Source organism: Gammaproteobacteria bacterium (assembly GCA_014075255.1).
GTDB lineage: Bacteria > Pseudomonadota > Gammaproteobacteria > UBA4575 > UBA4575 > JABDMD01.
Genome location: CP046178.1, coordinates 2,222,247 through 2,244,309, shown reverse-complemented (window position 1 = coordinate 2,244,309; position 22,063 = coordinate 2,222,247). Strand labels below are relative to the sequence as shown.

Sequence of the window (22,063 nt, the reverse complement as noted above, 5' to 3'; positions counted from 1 at the left end):
ACTTTAAATAACAGCTGTTCTAAGACTTGTCAGTTAGTGAACTAACAGGAACACGTTTTACCTGGTAGCCATCCTTCTCCATTAACGCCAAGACACCCTGATCACCATAAAGATGTAGCGCACCAACTGCAATAAAAGTTTTCTTTTCACGCATAGGCTTGCGCATATAATGTTCCATAACAACATTTCTATTTTTCACTACATGCTTTAAATAAGTTTCACGATACCGTTCATATTCAGGCTTATTAGGAATGAAACTGGTACTCACTTGATACATCTCTGTTAGATCTTCCTCTAAATAAGCATCTAACATTTTATTTATCGTATTACGCATTTCCTTATAACTATTGACGGTAAATTCGAGTAATTTAATTTGCACATCCTCTGGCATGGAATAAAAAGTTACCAGAAACTCTTCGATGCTCTCCACTTGATAAAGATCTTTTTTTTGTGCTGCTGCACGATCTAATAATTCATAATCTAATATTAAGTCTTCAGTATTTTCAGCTTTAACTGCAAAACTACGCATGGCTGCCCAGGGCTTCAGATGTAGAATAGTTTCTTTATCCAAACCCACATCTAACAATACTTCTTCCACACGCGCATAAAGCTCTTTCCCAATTAAGTCTTCCAATGTTTGGCCTTTTGGTAATGTCATGTCGCCCTTAATCATCTGCCCACCATGGTAGGGATTAAAGTAGTGATCACTTGGAAATGATTCCATCGCAAAGCTAGTCATTTCATCAAACTTTCCTATGATATTTTCACGCACTTCGTTTATGCGTTTATCATTCATATGAAGAGTGCCAAAAATATACCCAACAAATTCCTTATCTTTTTCAATCTGCCACAAAACTCCTTCGGTGAAACGACCTGATTCTTTGACGGGCTTTTGAAGTTCCTTCTCCATTTTTATCAATTCTTCATCACTTAATTCACCTATTTCCTCAACCATAGGCTTATGCACTTTTTGTGAAGATGCATTACTCATTTGCACTCCTACTAAAAAAGTTAGAACTGTAGCGAAAGCTACAAAAGTTAATGTTTTCCATGAATTCATTAGGTACATAGGTATGACTCCAGCAAAAAAATAATAGGTGGCCCTTAAAATTAGACTGTAAAAGTGAAATTATAATCCCCACTAATCACACATAAAAAAGCTGCTTTTGGCTTCCCAACAGCAGCTTTATACAATATTAAAACAAACTTATTCTGCGATTCGCGTAAATAACCGTGCAAACATCCACTAAGAAATTTTCCTAAGAGTCTTTGGCACCTTATCGTAATCTACAGAAATAGCATCATGCGGGCATGCCTCAACACAAGCAAAACATCGTATACACTCGTTTTCATCAATAAAAAGAGAGTTGTAGTACAAACCCGAAGTTTTTGCTGGCTGCACGCGATCAAAGCTAGAAACTTCCCCACCACCATTCATTTTGAAGTTAGTGGCTTCGACTAAACAATTAGGAGTTGGCTTCACCATTAAGCACTCATCACATAATACACACTTAGTATTATCAACTACCGGCGCAGGTGAACGCGCATCCTCAAATTTATCAAAATAAATATCACTGTCTGCTAAACCAGCTTCTTTCAATGCCTCAACACCAAGATCAATCATGACCGGTGGCCCACAAAAGAATGCTTTCATATTATTAACAGAAACTGCACCTTTACTTAAATACTCATCCTTAAAGTGATCCGTTACAAAACCGCGCGCTCCATCCCAATCGCTATCTTCTGCTTCTTCCGACAAGACAGGTATAAACTTAAATGAATTTTTCTTATTCCATTTACGTTCAATTTCTTGCATTTCTTCTTGCAAATATAAATCGGCTTGAGTTCTTGCGCCGTAAAAAAAGTAACAATCTCTTGTAACTTGTTCATTACATGCATGTTGCACAATTGCATTGATGGCACTCATACCACTACCACCAGCAATACAAACCATTGTTTTATCACTGGAATCTAGACCAAACTTACCGAGTGGCCCAGAAATTTTTACATGCTCCCCTTCGCGATTTTCCCCCGCTATCCAACTAGAAAGCTTGCCACCATGTACTAAACGAATAAAAAACGAATGCTCATTTTTATTTTCGTTTTCTTGAGCAAGAGCAAAAGAATACGAGCGAGGCTTTCTACAACCAGGCACGGTGATGGTTGCATATTGGCCTGCTTTAAAGACAATTTGCTTAGAATCCTCATTACATCTGATCACAACCTTATAGGTATCGTAGGTTAAGTTTTCTACACTACAAATAACCCCTTGGTTTACCGTTACACGTTTAGTCTGAATATCACGATTAGGTTCTGGTAACTTTCTAAAATAATTATCCAATGGGTCGTGAAAATTTTTCTGCGCCGTTGCCATTATCTCATTTACTCCTCAATTAACTCTTATTGGTCTTTATTCCATGCGTTTCAGCAACTCAGCTAAAGATACCGGGATGACGTTTTTCAGCAAATGCGAGAATTTCTTTATCACTTGCTTCAACACCCTGGTTTTGTGGATCTTCACGCCATTTTTGAACATAGCCTTTTTTACCGCCCCACTCTTTGAGTAGAGCTTTTTTACGCATCTCTTCACTAGCCTTATCAATTTCACAAAGCACAGAATAGAAAGTTGGACTAGTTCCAAAATCTGTAAGCATTTCTGAATTCAAGGCATTCACGTTCACACCGCCAGGTGTGTTACTACCTTTAAATTGTTTTTGCGTAGAACAAATACCATCCACATGGCCTTCAATAATCACAAGGTATGCATAGGTCTCACCTCTGTCATTATACAATCGACATAAATCACCATCTTCTAAGCCTCGTTTTTTGGCTTCTTTCGGATTTAATTCCACCGTTGGCCTAGACATCATGGCTTGTAAACGTGGCACTGATTGGAACGAATCACCAATAAAGTAGTGCGACGCACTACTTAATATCTGTAGAGGATATTTTTTACGTTTAGGATCTTCTTGACCTTCAATTTCTGGCACATAAGAAGGCAATGGATCTATTCCTTCTTCTTTCAATGCATCACACCAGATATCTATTTTACCTGATGGAGTTGGCCAGCCGTTTTTCATAAAGTTTCTGCTCTCCGTACTAGTATTGGCACGAACAAAACCTTTATTTTCAAAGTCTTCGTATTTAATACCTTCCATTAACAGATTAGATTCACCTTCATCACATAACACATCGCGAACAAGTTCTTCGTCTGTTTGTGTAAATGCATTATCACCGTCTTCAACGTAATCCATTTTCTTCGCTAAGATACGGAATAATTCCGAATTACGAACACTTTCGCCTAAAGGCTCAATGACGGGTTTATTCATTGTGAAATACCAGTTGCCATAGGTAGCTACCATATCCATGCGCTCTAACTGTGTATCTGCAGGAATAACGATATCAGCATAGTTACAGGTATCGGTCCAGAAAGTTTCATGCACTGCAACAAACAAGTCATCACGCATAAAACCGTTTCGCACACCATTTGTATTGGGTGCGCAGTTAGCGGGGTCAGAGTTATAAACAAAGATGCTTTTAATAGGCGGGTCTAACTGCTCACCATCTGCACCAATATTCTCAGATAAAGCACGACCAATTTGCACCATATTGATAGTACGTTCGCGTTTCCCTAAATCTGGACGATGTAATTGTGGAGTCATGCAGCGGAACCACATTTCTTCTAAATTACCAAAACAAGCACCACCACAATCTTCACGCCATGCACCTGTAATGCATGGTAGAACTAAAATGGAGCGACACATTTGTCCTGCATTTTGATGGCGGTTTAAACCGTAGTTTGCACGAATGAATGTCTTCTTCGTTGAAGCGTATTCCATTGCAAGCTTTTCAATATCTGCCGCAGGAACACCGGTAATTTTTTCCACTTTATCTAATGGATAGTCAGGAAGTTTGGTTTCTAGTAAAGCTTCCCAGCCATTTGTTTGCTCTTTCAAAAATTCAAGATCATGCTTGCCGGCATCTACTATGACTTTCATCATGCCTAGCGCTAAAGCAGCATCGGTACCTGGCTTAGGTTGAATATGCCAATCTGCCATCATCGTAGTACGTGTTACCCGCGGATCGATTACGATCAACTTCATGCCACGTTCTTTGGCTTCGCGAATAAATGGAATCGCATGCACACCGGTGCTGACTAAATTCGCACCCCAGAGGATCATCAAATCTGCTTTTTCAGCCGCTTCATGCACTGACATATTTGGATGCGCTAAACCGTAAGTATGTAAGCCCGCCCACATTGCTGCATATATGCAAATCGACTGCACTAAACCACCCGCTCCCATCTTGTTCCAGAAACGATAATCCATCGTCCAATAACCGACCATACCCATGGTTCCTGAATACGAATATGGCTGTACTGCAGCACTGCCGTATTCGCTAATTACACTTTTGAAATTTCCAGTAATGGTTTCTAGTGCTTCATCCCAACTGATGCGTTCAAATTTAGCACCTGGGCCTTTTGGTCCCACACGCTTATGCGGATAAAGCACACGATTTTCGTTGTAGACCAAATCAAGATAGTGATTCACCTTGTTACACAGATAACCGCGAGTAATAGGATGCGTTGGATCACCTTGAACGCGTACCGCTTTACCTGTTGAATCGTCTTTAGTTACCAGCATCGAACACGAGTCAGGACAGTCATGTGGGCAGGTTACGTGGTGAATCGAATGCCCTTCGGGCGCTTTAATTTTATCGGTCTGCATTTTTTGAATCTCCTAACACTACTGGTCCTCTACTCTTTATAATTTGCCAATTCTTGGCATTATTTGAGTAGCTTGATGATATGACATATATATAAGTGTCACTTCCTTTTCATTAGACATTACTACATGGCCCCAATGTCTACAATATGGGTCTACATATATATGGCATACCATTCATGACTTATCCATGAGCTAATTTTTGACAATAAGACATTAAAAAAAAAGGGGGATTTATGTATTCACCTGAAACATACAAAAGTATGCAAATAGGCTTTTACGCGAGCTTATAAAGAAGTTTTCATAGAAGAGAGAGTTGCTCTTCGTCTAGCTGCTCTAACATCGTCAATTTTGATACTGAAATACCCAACAACCGTACACGTCTTCCATTTACTTCCGCTTTATCGAGCAAATCTCTCAAAGGAGCCGTCATATCAGTAAGTTTACTAACATCATTACCTAGGGTTATGGAACGGGTTAGCTGCACAAAATTGTCAAATTTTACTTTAATCGTAATGGTACGGGCCGTCATGTGTTTATCGGACAGATCTTGCCAAACCTCTTCAGCAAGCTTCTCCAGCCTTTGTCGCATTTCTTCCATATTGGCCACGTCCTCACTATACGTTTTCTCTGAACCGATAGACTTACGTTGTCGGTGACTGACCACTTTACGATGATCTATACCGCGTGCAGCGTGGTAATAGTAATCACTCACTTTACCGAAAATCGGCTTTAGCTCTTCAAGGTTCCAAGCAAGTAAATCTTCACCGCTATACACCCCTAAGTCCTGCATTTTGCTTTCCGTTGCCGGCCCTATACCATGAAATTTCCCAATCAGTAATTGCTTAACAAAATCCGGCCCTTGCTGTTCGGTGATCAGCGTCAAACCGTCCGGCTTATCTAGATCTGATGCTATTTTGGCTATGAATTTATTGTAGGAAATACCTGCAGATGCGGTGAGTCCTGTCGCTTGTTGAATTTCATTTTTAATCGCTTTAGCTACAAGCGTCGGTGAACCAAAGCTACGCTTACATTGTGTGACATCTAAATAAGCCTCGTCTAAAGAGAGTGGTTCGACTAAATCCGTATAACTAAACATGATATCGCGTATCTGCTGTGATATTTCGCGATACAGCTCAAAGCGTGGCCGTACAAAAATGGCATTGGGACATAATCGTAAAGCATGTGCACAAGGCATCGCAGAGTGAATACCAAATTTTCGAGCTTCATAGCTGCACGTCGCCACCACACCTCGCTTTTCAGGGTCTCCACCAACAACCACAGGTTTATTGCGGTATTGTGGAAAATCTCTTTGTTCTACAGATGCGTAAAAGGCATCCATATCGATATGGATGATGTCTTGCATGTTTAACGTTTATTAAATTCCCTCATTTAAATTTATAACAAGCATTTTATCAATGAAAACTATCGATTCTTATTATTAAATGGCTATCAAATGACTATGAATATGATTTAGAATTTACTTAGAAATTAACTATATATAAATGCACTAGATTCATCGTAAATCTAGTCAACACCATAACGAGGTTAACACCATGGCCGCATTATCTGAAAAAATTCTTTGGCCCATAGTTGGCATTTTTATCTTTGGAGTACTCGCCGGATTTTATATCGACGACCGCAGAAGATTAACGGAAGAAGGCGCCGACCCTAACCAACAACAAGCGAGTTCAAATGAACATGGTGGTAAAGCGGCTGATCACAAGCAAGCAAACAGCGAACATGCTGGCAAAGCTGCAAAAAAGACGCCTTCTAGTGCGACTACAAAACAAGCTGCATCATCAAACAGTGCTGGCGCAACCTCCATGGATATAAACGAATATCTTGCACAATCATCTAATCAGCGTAGCACTGAACTTGAAGCCAACGTGACTCATCACCAAGGTTTTTCTGGCAGTATCGATGAATATCTCAGTGGCAGCCAAGCTAAAGTTACCAAAAATATGCAATCAAAGACTGATAACGCAAACTCAAATTCTAAACAAGCTAATGGCGCGAGCTCAATGAGCATGGAAGAATATCAAGCTAAGAATAGTGGCTCTTCTTCAGTCAAACAACAAAACTCAAATTTCAATGCATATCACGGCGGCATTGATGACTACTTAGCTAAGTATGGAGGCGACACTCAAACACCAGCAAAGAAGCAAAGCTCTGATCCATTTAACGAAAAAGAACACATGGGTTTTCATGGTTCCTATGAAGAGTACGCAAAAAAATATAATTAGAATTATATAAAAATTCACCAAAAAAAAACGCCGCAATTGCGGCGTTTTTTTTGAGTGTAAAATGCTTATGGAGTCAAAGTATCTAAGTTATACCAAAATCTTGTCTTCAATGGCCCTTTCGCCACTGGTTGCCCAGACTTAGTTCCATCCAGTAACCCCATTCCATCATAAGTAAAATATGGATTGACGCCTCCCCATAACGTATTGCCTACAAAATTTGCAGAATCAAAGACCGTATTCCCAGAAGTTGTGTAGAAAGAATCGGGTTGTCCTACTGGTCGGCCGTTAATATCAATCACAAACTGTGCACTTCTGCCAATGTCTCCAGCACATGAATTACCTGCTGAAGGTGGTTCATAGATACTAAAGTTTAATACACCTTGAATGGCATCAATATCTGTCATCACTTTATTGCCTTGTGGCCATTCAATTTTCCAGCCATTCACATTTGCACTTGGAGCGTTTGGATTAAAACTGAAATTAGAAGTAATATCTTCTACAGCATTTGCACCCGTTCCATCAATCTTAGGGGCAGGTGCCGTTGCAGGTATATCACCTTTAGCAGCATGTGGATCATAAATCATATAGGTTCGTTCAAGAATATCGCTATTTAATGGATGTGCTCGATAGCCTGAACCAATAGTGATACCTAATTTCCCATTACTCAAACGGGTAACACTAGGCTTAGTATAAAATCTTCGATTATGCGCATCGAATCCATCGCTTGCCAAATCAGCAAGCATATATCCAGTACTGTTTGAAAGTGTTTGATCTAAATCCATGCGCCACAAACGACCACCTGTATCACCAAAATACAAGCGATCATGTATGCCGTCTGAGTCTAAATCGATTACTGCAATACCACCTGGAACACTATTCTTCATGTCTACAAGTTCTAGATCGTGACTACTGTCAGGCCCAGCAGACCATATTAAAGAACCATCACTGGCATCGACTATAAATACAGCGCGACCTTCATCATCATCCGCACGCTGTAAATTATTGTCTTGATCTACATCATAACCACCACCAAAAACGACAACATCTTTAGTAGTAGTTGAATTGATATAAACTTTTGCAGGCGTAGGCTTTGACCACGTCTGCGCTAATTCTGCAAAGTCGCCTGCTACTCCACCTTTAATAATCCATTCTAGACTTGGACTAGATGAATCAGACACATCTAAGCTGTAATAATTTTTACCACCACGGCGCATGCCAAAGTAAAGATATTTATTGCCGGCAGTGTCCAACACACCATCAGGTTGAAATAGAGATAATGGACCATCAAGCCCATAAATTTTTTGTGTGCCTGAATTTCTACGCAAAGGGTCTAGATTTATTAATAAATCTCTAGGCATATACGCAAATATTTCGTCACCCCCTGTGCCCGAAGTAACGTTTGAACTCACGTCAATAGCATGTATATACCCTTCATTAGTCATCGCGTAAAGCACTCGTGCGGGCCCAGAGCCATACTGTGCAACTAATGGAACGGTATGCAGTGGATCACCCGCTTCAGCTCTAGCATCTGTTGTAGAACCATTATTATTTTGATCATCAACATCTACACCACGCGCCCAATCTACTAACTCATCAACCATTGTATGGTCGTTGGTTGAGTTGCCTGTGGAAGTTAAATTAAATAACGCTAAATCACCGTCATCAAAAGCGCTAACAGTTAAATCGACAAATGAAGGACTGCTGGCACCATCATCAGTGTGCAATGTACGAACACTTGGGTTAAGTTTTACTGCAAAACCACCCTTAGAAACATCATTTCCATCATCTCCAATCGTCCAGAAACTACGTGATGAATCTAAAAAATCACCATTAGCATCCGTAGCAATTTCCTCGTCTAAATCACGAATAGCAATGATTGGATCCGCTGGAGCAGTTGTTTTAGGTCCAAGATAATAGCCTTTAACATTTCCCGGCCAACGCGGTGTCTTTTTCGCTGCGAATTGTGTGTAGTACACTTCATTGCGTGTTGTTAAAGGGTTACCTAAATCAATCGTAGTAATCGGGGTTGAAATGGTTCTTGGTTTTGTCTCTAAAGAGGTAAGCAGATCTTGTAATTGATCAGCTAAATTACCTGGATCAGTAGAGGCATTATAAAAATTTCCTCCGCCTTCTAACGCAAGCAGATCTAAGTAATCTTTTGCCTCCGACGCACCTCCTCCTAATGCAAATCCAACCGTATGTGTAGTGATAAACGAATTATTAATCCCAGAAACTTGATTATTATCTCTTAAATATTTTGTAAGGTCTGGACCACATTCCCCTTTATCTATAATAGAATTATTAGAAAAGGTAATTGAGAAGTTAGAACGTAAATCCCTACAGTTATATGTTGGACTGTATAAGTCTTCAATTCTATTTTGAACAGTGCCATCTTCTTCTGATGGCGCTCCATCTGAAAGTAATACGATAAAGTTATTATCACATTGTGATGTAATTGGGGTTACATAGTTAGCACCATTCAGTCTCTGCTCAGTCTCTCTACACCTATAATGAGCTGGATCAGACCAAGTTTGCGTAGTGTATTGATTACATGTGCTTGATATACATTCAGTACCTGTTGCATCGTATTGCGTGCATGTCCATCCACCTGTGCATGCCTGATATGTGCCACTTGCTGCTGCTCTATAATTACACGAACTTGGCGGACTTCCATTTCCGTAAGGATTTACACATGCAGGCCCAGGAGCACCAGATGGCACAGGCGCTAGAGTACAACTATGAGCAGACGAATTAACAATTGATCCACCACTGTACGTTCGCATCCCCATTGCACGCCAATGTCCGCCTCTGTACTCAGAATCATTTATGTCATCGTCCCAGGAATCATGAGGTTCATCATAGTCGCCCGCATAGGGATTTTCTCCACGAAAATAAAGCGCAGCTTCATACAATGCTTCAACTGTAGGAGTTTTCGCACCACTATGTCTAGGATCGTATGCTCTTACGGCACGAACTAATAAATCAGAGTATGTCTCACCAGCAATAGAGTTTGCTTGTGGCTCTATCGAATCAGCGTCCAAGTTAATATTTGTGACTGGCAGATCTATACCGCTACCCGCCCAATCGCCATAGTCCATTATACCTACATTCAAGTTTTCCCAGTTACGACCCATAACAGTTGCGAATGCGTCTTTGAGAACATCTAGCCTTTTAGGCCCACTATTGCCACTTACGTACTGATCCATACTTCCAGAAACATCAATCACAAACAAAACATTAGCTGTTGGCGATGTTGCATAAATTTCAATATCTTCCGCAAACGATGATGTTGTGCCTGTCACAAAAATAAATGCGCTTGCACTTATTATGAATAATAATTTTCGTAATATAATCTTCATGTTCCAAATCCCATCCATGTAAAAAGTAATCTATCTAAAAGTTTGCGCAGTCGCCTGCTGTACCTGCTCCATTAAATGCCATACCAAGAGCTAGGTTTAATAATCCGCCACTACGCAAATGATTCTCTTGCGCGCCTGTGCCGCCAACTTGGCTATTTCCATTTACATCAAAGGCAAGCACTTCTACACCACCACCCCCTGAGCCAGATACTAAACTTGTACCTATACTCATAGGGTCACCACCACAAAATCTTGCAACCGTTGTAGTCTGCACATTAATAGATGCAGAATATGTATTTAGCTCAACATCAAATGCTCTTGCTTGAGTAATTTGATTATCATTCGTGCCATCATCTGCATCCATAATAGTTGGCTCAACAGCAGTACGCGAAAACATACTTTTAATTGCTGACTCCGCAGCTTGAAAACTGACAGTAGAGTACTGATTGTTACCAGCAGTGCGTTCATTACTAATGGTAGAGCTCATTGCTGACACACCTACAATAGTTATTAGTAAAAGCATTAATAATCCAATTACTAACACCACACCTTGTTGTTTATATAGCGAGTGCATAGCCTAGGTATCCTTATTGTTATTCCTGAGAGGAATCGTGGTGGTAAATACTCTACGATGTAATCGGTCATTTGGCGCTGTGTATGAAACACCTAAAAGCTGGTAAGTTTCAGCAGATGCTTGATCGCGCACTTGATTTTGACTTGAGATTAAAACTGCTAAACGCACAGCCACTACTTGATTGAAATCTGTTACAGCATCTGCAGTCTGGTATGTATTCGGAATCTCATCGCCATCATTGTCGACTCCGTACTCTAATTGTAAGTTTTCAACCCCGGCGATTAATGCTGTACCGTTACAACTTAAGTTTGTACCCACTATTGCAAAAGTACTAGTAATGGGTCCTGCGATATTAGCGCCCAAACAATTTTGCGTAGCTTGGTAGCTGACAGAAATTTGATCCGAATTATTTGGACCTGAGTCATTAGTTGGCACAGTAGAAAATGCAATTATGCTTAAATCAACTTTAGGAAAACCAGCATTGGCAATTGTCTCTCGCAGAAAGTGAATCGCGTATCGGCCATTTTCTTGCACCTCTTCGCTACTATCGATATATCGGTAGGTAGATTTATTATTAACATAAAACCCAGTGGTAATTAGCACAATAAAAAGTGATAAAACTAGGGTCACCATCAGTTCAACGATACTCAAACCCTGTTGCTGTTTAATGCTGATTAAATTGGTTAAAGGCTTCATGGTCGCACCACCAGCTGAACTTGAGCTTGAGCTAAGTTTGCGCGCTGCCATGAGATCACTATTTGATGGTTAGAGCCATCAGTACATGGATCTGCATCAACTCCAGCATCAGAATCAATACAGGCTACTGCTAAAGCTCCACTCGGGAAAATATTAGTAATGCCATCATTACCATTTGCATCGTAACCACATGAAATTTTATAAATATCATAAGTTGCAAGTTGTTGGGGCGTACAATTAACAGTACCTTCACAAAGTGCTGCAGGAGCCGTACCACAACCGGCCATATTGAAAGCATTTACATTGAAATCATTATTATTGACCGCATCAAGATTAAGGCTCATGCGCTCGGTTAACTCATTAATCATCATAGTTGCCTGACTGCGCAAATAGGAATCATGGTTATATCCCACACCAACTGTTTGCGTTGCGGCAATACCTAATAATCCTATTGAGAGAATAACCACAGTGACAAGAATTTCGATCAAACTCATCCCACTTTGATATTGTGTTGACCTCTTGCTCGTAAAATTTAACATATGGATATACTCAACTTCACCATGGACCTATGGACAAGATGTTGCCGGTTGTGCGGTTACCACTTGACCCGTTACATTAATTCGAATATTTCTTCCTGAAGCCGTATCAGCTGTAGTCTCATTACAAAGATTGAAGCTTCCACCAGTACTAGCTAGTAAGCCATTACTTCTAAATAGTATTAGATTGTTATTTGCAGCTGCAGAGTCCGTGTAACGAAGAGTACTGTCTGGAGTATTGTCAACACTTCGTAAAATTGTTTCGCCATCAACAGCACCATTGCTATTTGTGTCTATAAAAACTAACCACCCCTGTTCCCAGCTTGCTGTTCCAACTGTCACACACGCAAATCCATTAACAATTCTACAAACAGAAATAGGCAAACGACGTTTAATAGATTCAGAGCGAGCAAAATGTAGCGACGACACAAGTTCATTTGCTTGTGTAGATAAGCGATTCTCACGAATCGTATTTTGAAAACTGGGCACACCCACGGTTACAAAAATTGACATCAACACGATGACAATCATTAACTCAATTAGGGTGAAGCCAGCATTTTGTGCTGATTGGCTCACCACGCTCTCCATAAAAGTTTCCAACTCTAGTGCGATAACTGTACATATATCGCACTCTCAATAATGAGATATAGCTACAAATTCAGACTAAAAACCGTCGGATTGGCGTAAATGGAGGGGATTACGTGATTAGTGGAAGGAATTAATGTGACAAAGGTCTCAAGTATGCAGTTTTCCCTTAATTTACAGGTAATTGCGCACGAAGCTCATCTCGGTCAAACCACCATTGATCGGCGGTCATGATGTCAATAATCTTTGCCAAACGTTCAAATAATTGGTCGGTATCGTTCAATTCTAAAATCTCGATCCAGGTCTTAATCATCTCTTCGCCTTCAATATTGCGATGACGTTTTGCAACTTTGGCAATAATTTGAGTGGTAAGAAACATTAAGTTTTCGCGATGTTCATCGCCACGTATATCGGCAATATATTGCGCAGCCATTGCGGCCACTGCAGCACCATCTGAATTATCTGGCGTCTCATCAACGATGTTATGCAACATTTCCACAGATAATGTTGGATTGATTGGATAGGTTACGGCTAACCAACACCCTTGACCCAGCGCGACAATCGATAATTCCTGATCCGCTTGATACAGCACACGACAAGTACGCACTGCTAATTCAAATTCAGAGTCATTAATAAATAATTCAAGCAGAGGTCGCGCACTTTCCCAAGCACCATCTAATTGATCAAGACCAATAAATACCTCAGCAATTTCAAGTTCTAATTTAGCACGCTCCGTGTTACTAGCTTCGGCGGATAAATTTCTCAATTGCTGTTGAAATTTAATTAATTCATTTTCTAACCAGGCACGCTCATCAGCAGATTGCAATGAACCAATTGCATCCGGTAATGAATCTTTTACAGATTCGTTTTTTTTAGGGTTAAACTTTTCGATCATTATTTAGCTGATGTATTAAAAGTAATTTTTATTTATGTTAGAGAGTATTGATTTAAATTTTATAAATCGTTTGTTATGGGAAAACTATTTAGGAATGCATGCTTATTTAAGAATACTGGTTACTGCATCCTCGGCAACTGCTACAGCGTTGCTCTACCTTCTACATCCTTGTAGTCGTGCGTTACCAGCATACATTATGCCCCTGTAAATAAAAAAGCCCCGACCTAAAAGATCGGGGCTTTAATTTTTAGATTGCTAAACTAGCTGTTCGCTATTAAACGTATCCAGCCTGTTTATTCATCTGTGCAGCGATCTTAAGCTCACCTTCAGACGCCATCTCGTCATCCCACTTCCCCAGCTGTTTCTTCATGTAGGCATGAAACACAGGTGGCAATAAGCCTAATGCAAAGAGAGTGAAGTAGCCGCGCCCGCAGTTCGGAGCCCCCACTTCGTCGAGTTCCCAAAAGTGGGTCTCGCCTCGATCGTGGTGATCCGCTTGGCGACCAATTTCGATAAAGAACCAGCTGGTAAATGCGGTACTGTTGTCCCAGCTATGACGGTAGTCAATCGGTTGACCTTTTTCGCGTATCAGGCCGTAGTGCTCAAGGTAGTTCAGTACTTCAAGTTCAAAGTTGGAGATGAGCCATACACCGGCTAAACAAAGCATGCCGGTCCAGCCGCCTACGAACCAAAATAATAGAACGGTCGGTAGGGCCATGAAGTAGCCTCGGATCCAGCGGTTTTGCCAGGAGAGGAAGTTCACGCCGATTCTTTCGAGGCGTTGCTTCTCCATCATGAAGAGGAATTTGCTTTGCCCAAATCCTGATAAAGGATAGTGGGTGTACATGCTGCGTCCACGTGGAGCAGTCGCCGGGTCGTCTTGGTGACCGAGTTCTAGGTGGTGGTTGTAGACGTGGGCGTAGCAAAAGTGGGCTTTACCACTTAAGGCCATCATCCAGCGCGCGATCACAAAGCTGAAGCCTTTGGTGTGGGCCAGTTCGTGTCCGTAAATAATACCAATCCCCGCAAAGATGCCGGAGGACATCACTGCACCGATGAGTTGGCGTCCGGTGATGCCGTCTTGAACGGTGAGACCCAGAATACTGGTTTCGCCAATCGGCACGTTGCCCATGTATTGCCAGATGCGCCAAGCAAGGGCGAGTTGTATCAAGGCAAAGACGGCCAGCATGCCGTACATGGTGCCATTGAGTAACGGGACGATGCCCATGGTGTCGCCTTCGTCATCAAAGCCTGCACCCGGAGTTTGGGCCGTGGTTAAGGTGTCGACAATGATGCCTACGCCTAATAAAACTACGCCGGTCCACACCCATGGACCCCCCGCAATCACGCCAAATAAACTGGCGAATATTAATAATGGTGCGAGAAAGTACCGCGCGTTGATTAATAACTTCTTCATGTTTGCTCCTTAGTAATACCGCGAGCTTTCACTCAACGTTTACGGGTCATAGACCCTAATCTCAACAAGCATAACGCTTGTAAGATAAATTTGTATTGAAACTAATATATCACTCAGCTTGCTCGTTATAAAGCAGAAATTTCACTCTGACTCAACTTTGTCTTATACAATACTGTAACGATGCCCTATATATGTTATAATAATCAGACATTATTATTACAATATCTTAGACATAACTACGACAGACTAACGTGGCCGCTAGACAGACAAAAGTATCAACTGATGAGCACCCTATTCAAGTCGTTGCAAGACGCACAGGGCTCACCGCAGATGTAATTCGAGTTTGGGAACGACGCTACAGTGTTGTGAACCCCAAACGTGCCAACAACAGCCGCAGACTGTATAGCGACGTAGACGTACAAAAACTTCATTTATTACGTCGCGCTACATCTGCCGGACGACGAATCGGTGATGTTGCCGCCTTGACCATTCATGAACTTCAAGAATTAGTAGATAACGATGAGTCTGCAGCTGCGCGCGTGCCCGTAGCTAAAATAGAACAACGCCCCAGCACCGGCTCTGTGATGGAATATTTTGATGACTGTTTGGACGCGATACAGCGTTTAAATAGCCAAGATTTCTATCGCAGTTTAAATGATGCCTCTAAATCTTTAGGTATCATCTTCTTATTAGAAGACTTATTACGTCCTCTTGTGTCACACATTCAAGATGAATGTCGTCGTGGTGCTCTGCGCGATACACATTATGCAATTGCAATGTATTCAATTCGTGGATTTCTCTCAAACTTAGTAATGAACGAACCCTTTGCGGAGTCAGAATATAAACTTATCTGTGCATCTCCTGCCGGGCCGGTAAGCGATATTGCAGCCTTACGACTAGCCGCTGCAAGCAAATCGAATGGCTGGCAAGCAATATTTCTGGGCATGTATGGCTCAGTACATGAAATTATTTATGCGCAACGAAAAAGCAATGCTCAACTCATTGCAATTGGTATTACCAGACCCGCTGATGATCCTTTACTACCTAATCAATTACGGCGCTTACGTAACGAACTTGATTCCACAATTGAAATTGCTGTAACAGGTAGTGGCGCTGCAGCCTACTTTGATGTGCTCCAAGAAATTCAAGCTAACTTCATTCAAACAATTAGTGAACTGTATTTATTACTTGATCGTGTGAAACAGAACACACGGCTTGGGTAATAGTGAGAAGCATTAGCTAATTTCATTTGCTACACTTAGCCTCGTTAGAACAATGACTATTCCTATAATCCACACGGTTATGGATTAGCAACCCAGAATTTATTTAACAATAATAATCGTAAAAATTGTGACACAAAAAAATTCCTTTTCGTATGAAGACCTGCTGGCTTGCGGCAGAGGTGAAATGTTTGGCCCTGGTAATGCACAACTCCCCATGCCGAATATGTTAATGATGGATAGAGTCACTAAGATCTCCAGCGAAAATGGTACGTATGGGAAAGGTGAAGTCGTAGCAGAATTAGATATCAAGCCCGACTTATGGTTTTTTGATTGTCATTTTCCTGGTGACCCCGTTATGCCTGGTTGTCTAGGACTTGATGCGCTATGGCAACTACTGGGCTTCTTCATAGCCTGGCAAGGCAACCCAGGCAGAGGACGAGCATTAGGTGTTAACGAAGTTCGTTTTACTGGGCAAGTTCTACCAACCGCTAAAACGGTGACTTATCGCCTAGATATTAAAAGAGTCATCAGTCGCGGCACTGCAATGGGCATTGCCGATGGCGTGATGTCAGTTGATGGAAAAGATATTTATAAAACTAAAGACTTACGTGTAGGGTTATTCACTTCAACCGAAGGATTTTAAAACTTACTTTACTATTCGGCTGCAAAGCCAATCTTAGAATGGGTGCCGTCACAAAATGGCCGATTAGCACTTTTTTCACATCTACATAGACCGCCTACTTTTCGATATATTTTTTGACCACTTGCATCTTGGATGCATGCATTGCCTCGAAATATCAATGGCCCATTTGCTTGCACTTTAATAGATAAGGACCCTTCATTATTTTGATCTTCCTCAGATTCTGGCGGCTTAATAAATACACCTGGCTCAATAAATCCAGTTTGTTTATGTTCCCCGTCACAGTAAGGCTTATTACTAGATTGACCACATCTACATAAATATAACTCTTCAGATTTTTCTATTAACCCACCATCTGAATCTAATAATTCCAGTGTTCCGGTTACATGCAACGGCCCATTCTCAAGTGGCGTGATAATATTTTTTTTACTCATTATCTAAGCCTTTAAACTTTTAGAAACTATTTCAAATACGTCTTTTGATAATGTTTTATGCTTAGCGATTCTCTCTAACTGCTGACACATTTTTTTTCCACAAGGATTAGCATAATTTCTCCAGCGCATAAGAGTTCGCACTAAGCGAGAGGCAATCTGTGGATTTGTGTCATTAAGGTGTATCACTTGCTCAGTTACGAACTCATATCCACTGCCATCAGGATTGTGGAAATGATAAGCATTCTGACCAGCAAATACACCAACTAGAGAACGCACTTTATTCGGGTTACTCATAGTGAAAAGCGGATGCTGCATAAGTGCTTTTACAGTCTCTAACGCATTCGGAACTTTAGAACGCGCATGCATGGCAAACCATTTATCCATTACCAAGCTATCGTGCTGCCATTTTTTCTCGAACGCAGATAATACTTGCTCACGTTCTTCAGACTCAGAATGAATAAGAGCATTTATCGCACCTAATTGCTCTGTCATATTATTAGCTGATTGATATTGTTCCAAAGCAATTTTTCTATACTCAGGTTTATCTAATTTGCAAAGAATTTGTAAGCAAACATTGATAAGCCGTCTACGTGCCATTTCCTGCGAGTTATAACTATATTCGTTATTACTACGAATATTTGCCGATATCCTAGATAACAAATCAACTTCCAAACATTTTGCAATATCTTTAACTAACTTGTCACTTGCATTAACACAGTTACGCATATCTACAGTCTCGATATGTTGCTCCAAGTCTTTTTCGTTTGGCAACATTAGCAATTCCACCAGTAAACTTTGATCTAATGATGGAGAGTTTATCGAGTGTTCAAGAGCTTGTTGCAATACAAGCAAAGAATCTTGGCCATCACCAGATAAGTTTTCTAATAACACATTTACAGCTAAGCGATTACCCGCATTCCAACGATTAAACGAATCTGGTGAATGCTTTAACAAAAATGCTAATTGCTCATTACTATAACTATATTGAAGTTGAACCGGCGCGGAAAACTCTTGCAGTAAGTCTGGTACAGGCTTTGAGTCAATACCTTGAAACTTAAAAGTTTGTTGGTGTTCAGTCAAACTCAACACTTGGGATTCAACAAGAATTTCACCACTATCCCTTAAAAGTGAGGTTTTAAGTGGAATAACAAATGGAAGCTTTTCGCTACTTTCAGATGTTGCTGGGCAGCTTTGTTCGCATTCAATTTCGTAAGTACTGGTTGTAGCATCCCACCTATCTTTCACCTTAACCACCGGAGTGCCCGCCTGTGCATACCAACGCTTAAATTTTGTTAGATCTGCGTTATTTGCATCAGCCATGGCCGCAGCAAAATCATCCGTCGTAACCGCTTGGCCATCATGGCGTTGAAAATATAGATCCATACCTTTTCGAAACCCATCGACACCAAACATAGTTTGGTACATGCGCACAACTTCAGCACCTTTTTCATAAACCGTTAACGTATAGAAATTACTAATTTCCATAAAAGAAGCAGGGCGAATCGGATGCGCCATTGGACTAGCATCTTCTGCAAATTGATATGCACGCAAAGAACGCACATCGTCAATTCGTTTAACTGCTCGAGAAGTCACATCAGATGTAAATTCTTGATCACGAAATACCGTCAAACCTTCTTTAAGACTTAGTTGGAACCAATCACGGCAGGTAACTCTATTACCGGTCCAGTTATGAAAATATTCATGCGCAACAACGGCCTCTATATGCATAAATTCTGCATCCGTAGAAGTATCAGGTCTCGCCAATACACAACTAGAGTTAAAAATATTTAAACCTTTGTTTTCCATTGCGCCCATATTGAAATCGTCAACAGCAACAATCATATAAATATCTAAATCGCACTCTAGACCAAAGCGTTGCTCATCCCATTGCATGGCTTTTTGCAAGGAACGCAACGCATGCTCACACTTATCAGCGTTATGCTCTTCTGTATAAATACGTAAGACAATGTCTTTTCCTGATGTTGTGCGATGTGAACCCTCTAAAAATACTAAATCGCCTGCTACTAATGCAAAAAGATAACTAGGCTTTGGAAACGGATCTTCCCACACGGCAAAATGCTGATCGCCTACAACTCCTTCCTCTTTTAGATTTCCATTAGACAATAATACTGGGTAACGAGATTTATCTGCCTGGAGACGGACTGTGAATTTTGACATTACATCAGGACGATCTAGAAAATAGGTGATTTTACGAAAACCTTGAGCTTCGCACTGGGTGCAAAAGTTGCCGCTGGATTTATATAATCCCTCTAAAGATGTATTGGTCTGAGGCGTAATTTGAGTTTGGATAATCAATGAAAATTGCTTAGGAACACTAGGAATGAGTAGCGCCTCTTCGGAGCAACTGTATTGCTCGGCGCTCAATCGAACTTCATCAAGCTCTATAAATTGCAGATCTTGGTCTTCCCCATGTAAGTCCAATGTTGGGCTAGCATCGCCATAATCAGGATTACAGCGAATCTGCATATGGGAGGTTACAACAGTTACTTCTTCACCCAGCTCAAAATCAAGATACACTTGGTCAATAAAGAAATGTGGAGGTGTATAGTCTTTTAGATATACCGCTTGTGGTTGTCCTTCTTTCATAATGCTAACCCTAACCTATTAGATAATCTTTTGTTAAGTACTGTTTTATCACACAACCCTATATTGCCATGCCCGAACAAATAACAAATATTGCCGGTTATCAATTCAGCATTATTGATAATGTGGAAAAAGTTTTTGAGAGCGCTCAATCAATTTGTAGCGAAACTCACATAAAAGGCAATATTTTCATTAGCCCCGAAGGTATAAATCTTGGGTTGGCGAGCACGCAAAGTGACATTGAATATTTTTTACAAAAACTCGATAGCATATGTGGATTAAATAACTTGTTGCTCAATACCACTTACTCAGAATACATCCCTTTTAAAAGACTATTAATTAAAGTAAGAGATGAACTCGTTCCTACTCAGCCACTTCCAAGCGATCATCCAAGCTCGTCTACAACAAACGCATTATTAAAAAATATCGACGTAATTGAGAAAAAAGCACAGTACATTAGCAACAATGAACTAAAAGAATGGTTAGATTCAGGGAAAGATATCACGCTTTTGGATATGCGTAACGAGTTTGAAGTAGATTTAGGTTCTTTTGAAAATGCCGCCCATCTTGAAATTCGAAACTTCAGAGACATTATCCAACTCGATTCTAAAATTAACGAGATTCCCAAAGATAAACCCCTAGTCACCTTTTGCACTGGCGGCATACGCTGTGAAAAAGGCGCAAATATTTTAGCCAATAACGGTTTTGACCAAGTCTTTCAATTAGAAGGTGGAATCATAAAGTATATCGAAAAACATAAAAATCAGCACTGGCGTGGCGAATGTTTTGTCTTTGATGATCGAGTTTGTTTAGACACTAATTTACAACCTAGCGACACCAAGATTTGTCGCCATTGTCAAATCGTCATAGCAGATACTGATAATGAATACTGCGATGATTGCGCATATCTCGCTTAAGTCCAAACCGACAACTAAATATATTCAGAACAATGGAACTCGTCGATATTGGATTTAATTTTACGAGTAGTGCATTTCGAAAAGATGCAGGTCAAGTAGTTGCACGCGCCAATAAAGCAGGTGTAAAACATTTCGTATTAACAGGTTCTGATGTTGAAGAAAGTGAGCGTGCTAGAGAACTCGCCACACAATATGCGGGCATGGTTTCGACAGCCGGCGTGCATCCTCATCTTGCCAAACAGTGGCAAGATGATAGTTATGCCAAACTAAAAGCACTTGCAGAACAAAAAAATGTAGTGGCGATCGGTGAAGCAGGCTTGGACTATAACCGCAATTATTCAACACCAGAACAACAACGTTCCGTCTATGAAGCACAGCTAGAGCTAGCTGCGGAACTTAAGATGCCAATATTTTTACACGAGCGTGATGCACATAATGATTTTACAAAAATCTTAACTAAGCATAGGGAACACATAACTAAGGTTGTTGTGCACTGTTTTACAGGCGCCCTTGAAGAGCTGGATACTTATATAGAATTAGATTGTCATATCGGCATTACCGGTTGGATATGCGATGAACGCCGCGGCCATCATTTGCACGACACTATTATGAATATTCCGGCAAACAGATTAATGATAGAAACCGACGCACCTTATTTGCTACCTAGAGATTTACCTAAAGACATATATCCTAAACCCGATGGTAGACGTAATGAGCCTGCCTATTTACCTCATATTCTATCCACAGTAGCCAAATATCGTAACGTTAGTGTGGAACAAACTGCACAAGAAACCACTCAAACTGCTAAAGACTTCTTCTCTATTCGCTAACCTATGAAATTAACTAAAGAATGCTTTCATTCTTGAACGTATAAGTGGTATAAATTTTCTATGACCATCCAATCCAACATCGAAGCAAAAATTACTGACGCATTACGACCTGAATATTTAGAGGTCGCAAATGAAAGTCATATGCATAATGTGCCTCCTGATTCTGAATCACACTTCAAAGTTACCGTGGTAACTACTGAATTTGACGGCAAAATGTTAGTTGCAAGACATCGCATGCTTAATCAATTATTAAAAGAAGAGCTTGATGGACCCGTACATGCATTATCTCTAAACACCCTAACACCAGAGGAATGGCAAGAAAAAAATGGTGAAGTGCGAAAATCGCCGCCATGTCTCGGCGGCTCTAATGCTGAAAAATAGTT

Annotated in this window: 19 protein-coding genes; 6 read left to right on the top strand and 13 right to left on the bottom strand. The window is 40.7% G+C overall.

Annotated elements, in window-relative coordinates:
• Positions 1-19 precede the first annotated feature (19 nt).
• The 4 genes from GKR92_11425 to dinB all read right to left on the bottom strand — a co-directional run bounded on the left by GKR92_11425 (position 20) and on the right by dinB (position 6,090).
• The gene (locus GKR92_11425; GenBank protein ID QMU62270.1) at positions 20-1,069 is read right to left on the bottom strand and encodes a hypothetical protein; all 1,050 of its coding nucleotides are present in this window, start codon (positions 1,067-1,069) and stop codon (positions 20-22) included.
• Between the two features lie 177 nt (positions 1,070-1,246).
• A complete protein-coding gene (locus GKR92_11420) occupies positions 1,247-2,374 on the bottom strand; it encodes a hypothetical protein (GenBank protein ID QMU62269.1) in 1,128 nt (375 codons plus the stop codon).
• A gap of 58 nt (positions 2,375-2,432) precedes the next feature.
• Positions 2,433-4,727, bottom strand: coding sequence for a molybdopterin-dependent oxidoreductase (locus GKR92_11415; protein QMU62268.1), 2,295 nt, complete (start codon positions 4,725-4,727; stop codon positions 2,433-2,435).
• Positions 4,728-5,025: 298 nt separating this feature from the next.
• Positions 5,026-6,090 carry a DNA polymerase IV gene (dinB, locus tag GKR92_11410; GenBank protein QMU62267.1) on the bottom strand — a complete coding sequence of 355 codons (1,065 nt, stop codon included), beginning with the start codon at positions 6,088-6,090 and terminating at the stop codon, positions 5,026-5,028.
• A gap of 190 nt (positions 6,091-6,280) precedes the next feature.
• Between dinB and GKR92_11405 the strand changes: the two genes are divergently transcribed.
• Entirely contained in the window at positions 6,281-6,970 is a 690-nt protein-coding gene (locus GKR92_11405) for a hypothetical protein (protein QMU62266.1), read from the top strand.
• Positions 6,971-7,035: 65 nt separating this feature from the next.
• On the opposite strand, the gene GKR92_11400 is transcribed toward GKR92_11405, so the two are convergent.
• The 7 genes from GKR92_11400 to GKR92_11370 form a co-directional block, all read right to left on the bottom strand.
• Complete coding sequence (locus tag GKR92_11400) at positions 7,036-10,347, bottom strand: VWA domain-containing protein (GenBank protein ID QMU62265.1); 3,312 nt, start codon at positions 10,345-10,347, stop codon at positions 7,036-7,038.
• A 16-nt stretch (positions 10,348-10,363) separates the two neighbouring features.
• Entirely contained in the window at positions 10,364-10,903 is a 540-nt protein-coding gene (locus GKR92_11395) for a hypothetical protein (protein QMU62264.1), read from the bottom strand.
• Positions 10,904-10,906: 3 nt separating this feature from the next.
• Positions 10,907-11,650: a hypothetical protein gene (locus GKR92_11390; protein ID QMU62263.1), complete on the bottom strand. Its 744-nt coding sequence runs from the start codon at positions 11,648-11,650 to the stop codon at positions 10,907-10,909.
• The gene (gene pilV / locus GKR92_11385; GenBank protein QMU62262.1) at positions 11,596-12,138 is read right to left on the bottom strand and encodes a type IV pilus modification protein PilV; all 543 of its coding nucleotides are present in this window, start codon (positions 12,136-12,138) and stop codon (positions 11,596-11,598) included. Before pilV ends, GKR92_11390 begins: the two co-directional genes overlap by 55 nt.
• 27 nt (positions 12,139-12,165) lie before the next feature.
• On the bottom strand, positions 12,166-12,735 hold the full coding sequence (locus GKR92_11380) for a prepilin-type N-terminal cleavage/methylation domain-containing protein (GenBank protein ID QMU62261.1): 570 nt from the start codon (positions 12,733-12,735) through the stop codon (positions 12,166-12,168).
• 154 nt (positions 12,736-12,889) lie between these two features.
• Positions 12,890-13,555, bottom strand: a complete 666-nt coding sequence (locus tag GKR92_11375; GenBank protein ID QMU62791.1) for a hypothetical protein — start codon at positions 13,553-13,555, stop codon at positions 12,890-12,892.
• Positions 13,556-13,889: 334 nt separating this feature from the next.
• Positions 13,890-14,813 carry a fatty acid desaturase gene (locus GKR92_11370; protein ID QMU62790.1) on the bottom strand — a complete coding sequence of 308 codons (924 nt, stop codon included), beginning with the start codon at positions 14,811-14,813 and terminating at the stop codon, positions 13,890-13,892.
• 470 nt (positions 14,814-15,283) lie between these two features.
• On the opposite strand from GKR92_11370, the gene GKR92_11365 reads away from it, so the two are divergent.
• Together GKR92_11365 and fabA are read left to right on the top strand one after the other, a co-directional pair.
• Positions 15,284-16,255 (top strand): MerR family transcriptional regulator, encoded by a 972-nt coding sequence (locus GKR92_11365; protein QMU62260.1) that lies wholly within the window; start codon positions 15,284-15,286, stop codon positions 16,253-16,255.
• A 127-nt stretch (positions 16,256-16,382) separates the two neighbouring features.
• Positions 16,383-16,898, top strand: coding sequence for a 3-hydroxyacyl-[acyl-carrier-protein] dehydratase FabA (gene fabA, locus GKR92_11360; protein ID QMU62259.1), 516 nt, complete (start codon positions 16,383-16,385; stop codon positions 16,896-16,898).
• 11 nt (positions 16,899-16,909) lie between these two features.
• Here the strand turns inward: fabA and GKR92_11355 are convergent, their stop codons facing one another.
• Both GKR92_11355 and pepN read right to left on the bottom strand, forming a co-directional pair.
• Positions 16,910-17,329 (bottom strand): hypothetical protein, encoded by a 420-nt coding sequence (locus GKR92_11355; protein ID QMU62258.1) that lies wholly within the window; start codon positions 17,327-17,329, stop codon positions 16,910-16,912.
• A gap of 3 nt (positions 17,330-17,332) precedes the next feature.
• Positions 17,333-19,936, bottom strand: a complete 2,604-nt coding sequence (pepN, locus tag GKR92_11350) for an aminopeptidase N (protein ID QMU62257.1) — start codon at positions 19,934-19,936, stop codon at positions 17,333-17,335.
• 68 nt (positions 19,937-20,004) lie between these two features.
• Between pepN and GKR92_11345 the strand changes: the two genes are divergently transcribed.
• Genes GKR92_11345 through GKR92_11335 form a run of 3 tightly spaced genes read left to right on the top strand, consistent with a single transcriptional unit; the run spans position 20,005 to position 22,061 of the window.
• Positions 20,005-20,850 (top strand): hypothetical protein, encoded by an 846-nt coding sequence (locus GKR92_11345; protein QMU62256.1) that lies wholly within the window; start codon positions 20,005-20,007, stop codon positions 20,848-20,850.
• Between the two features lie 32 nt (positions 20,851-20,882).
• Positions 20,883-21,680: a hydrolase TatD gene (locus GKR92_11340; GenBank protein ID QMU62255.1), complete on the top strand. Its 798-nt coding sequence runs from the start codon at positions 20,883-20,885 to the stop codon at positions 21,678-21,680.
• Positions 21,681-21,740: 60 nt separating this feature from the next.
• On the top strand, positions 21,741-22,061 hold the full coding sequence (locus tag GKR92_11335) for a BolA/IbaG family iron-sulfur metabolism protein (protein QMU62254.1): 321 nt from the start codon (positions 21,741-21,743) through the stop codon (positions 22,059-22,061).
• The last annotated feature ends 2 nt before the right edge of the window (positions 22,062-22,063 follow it).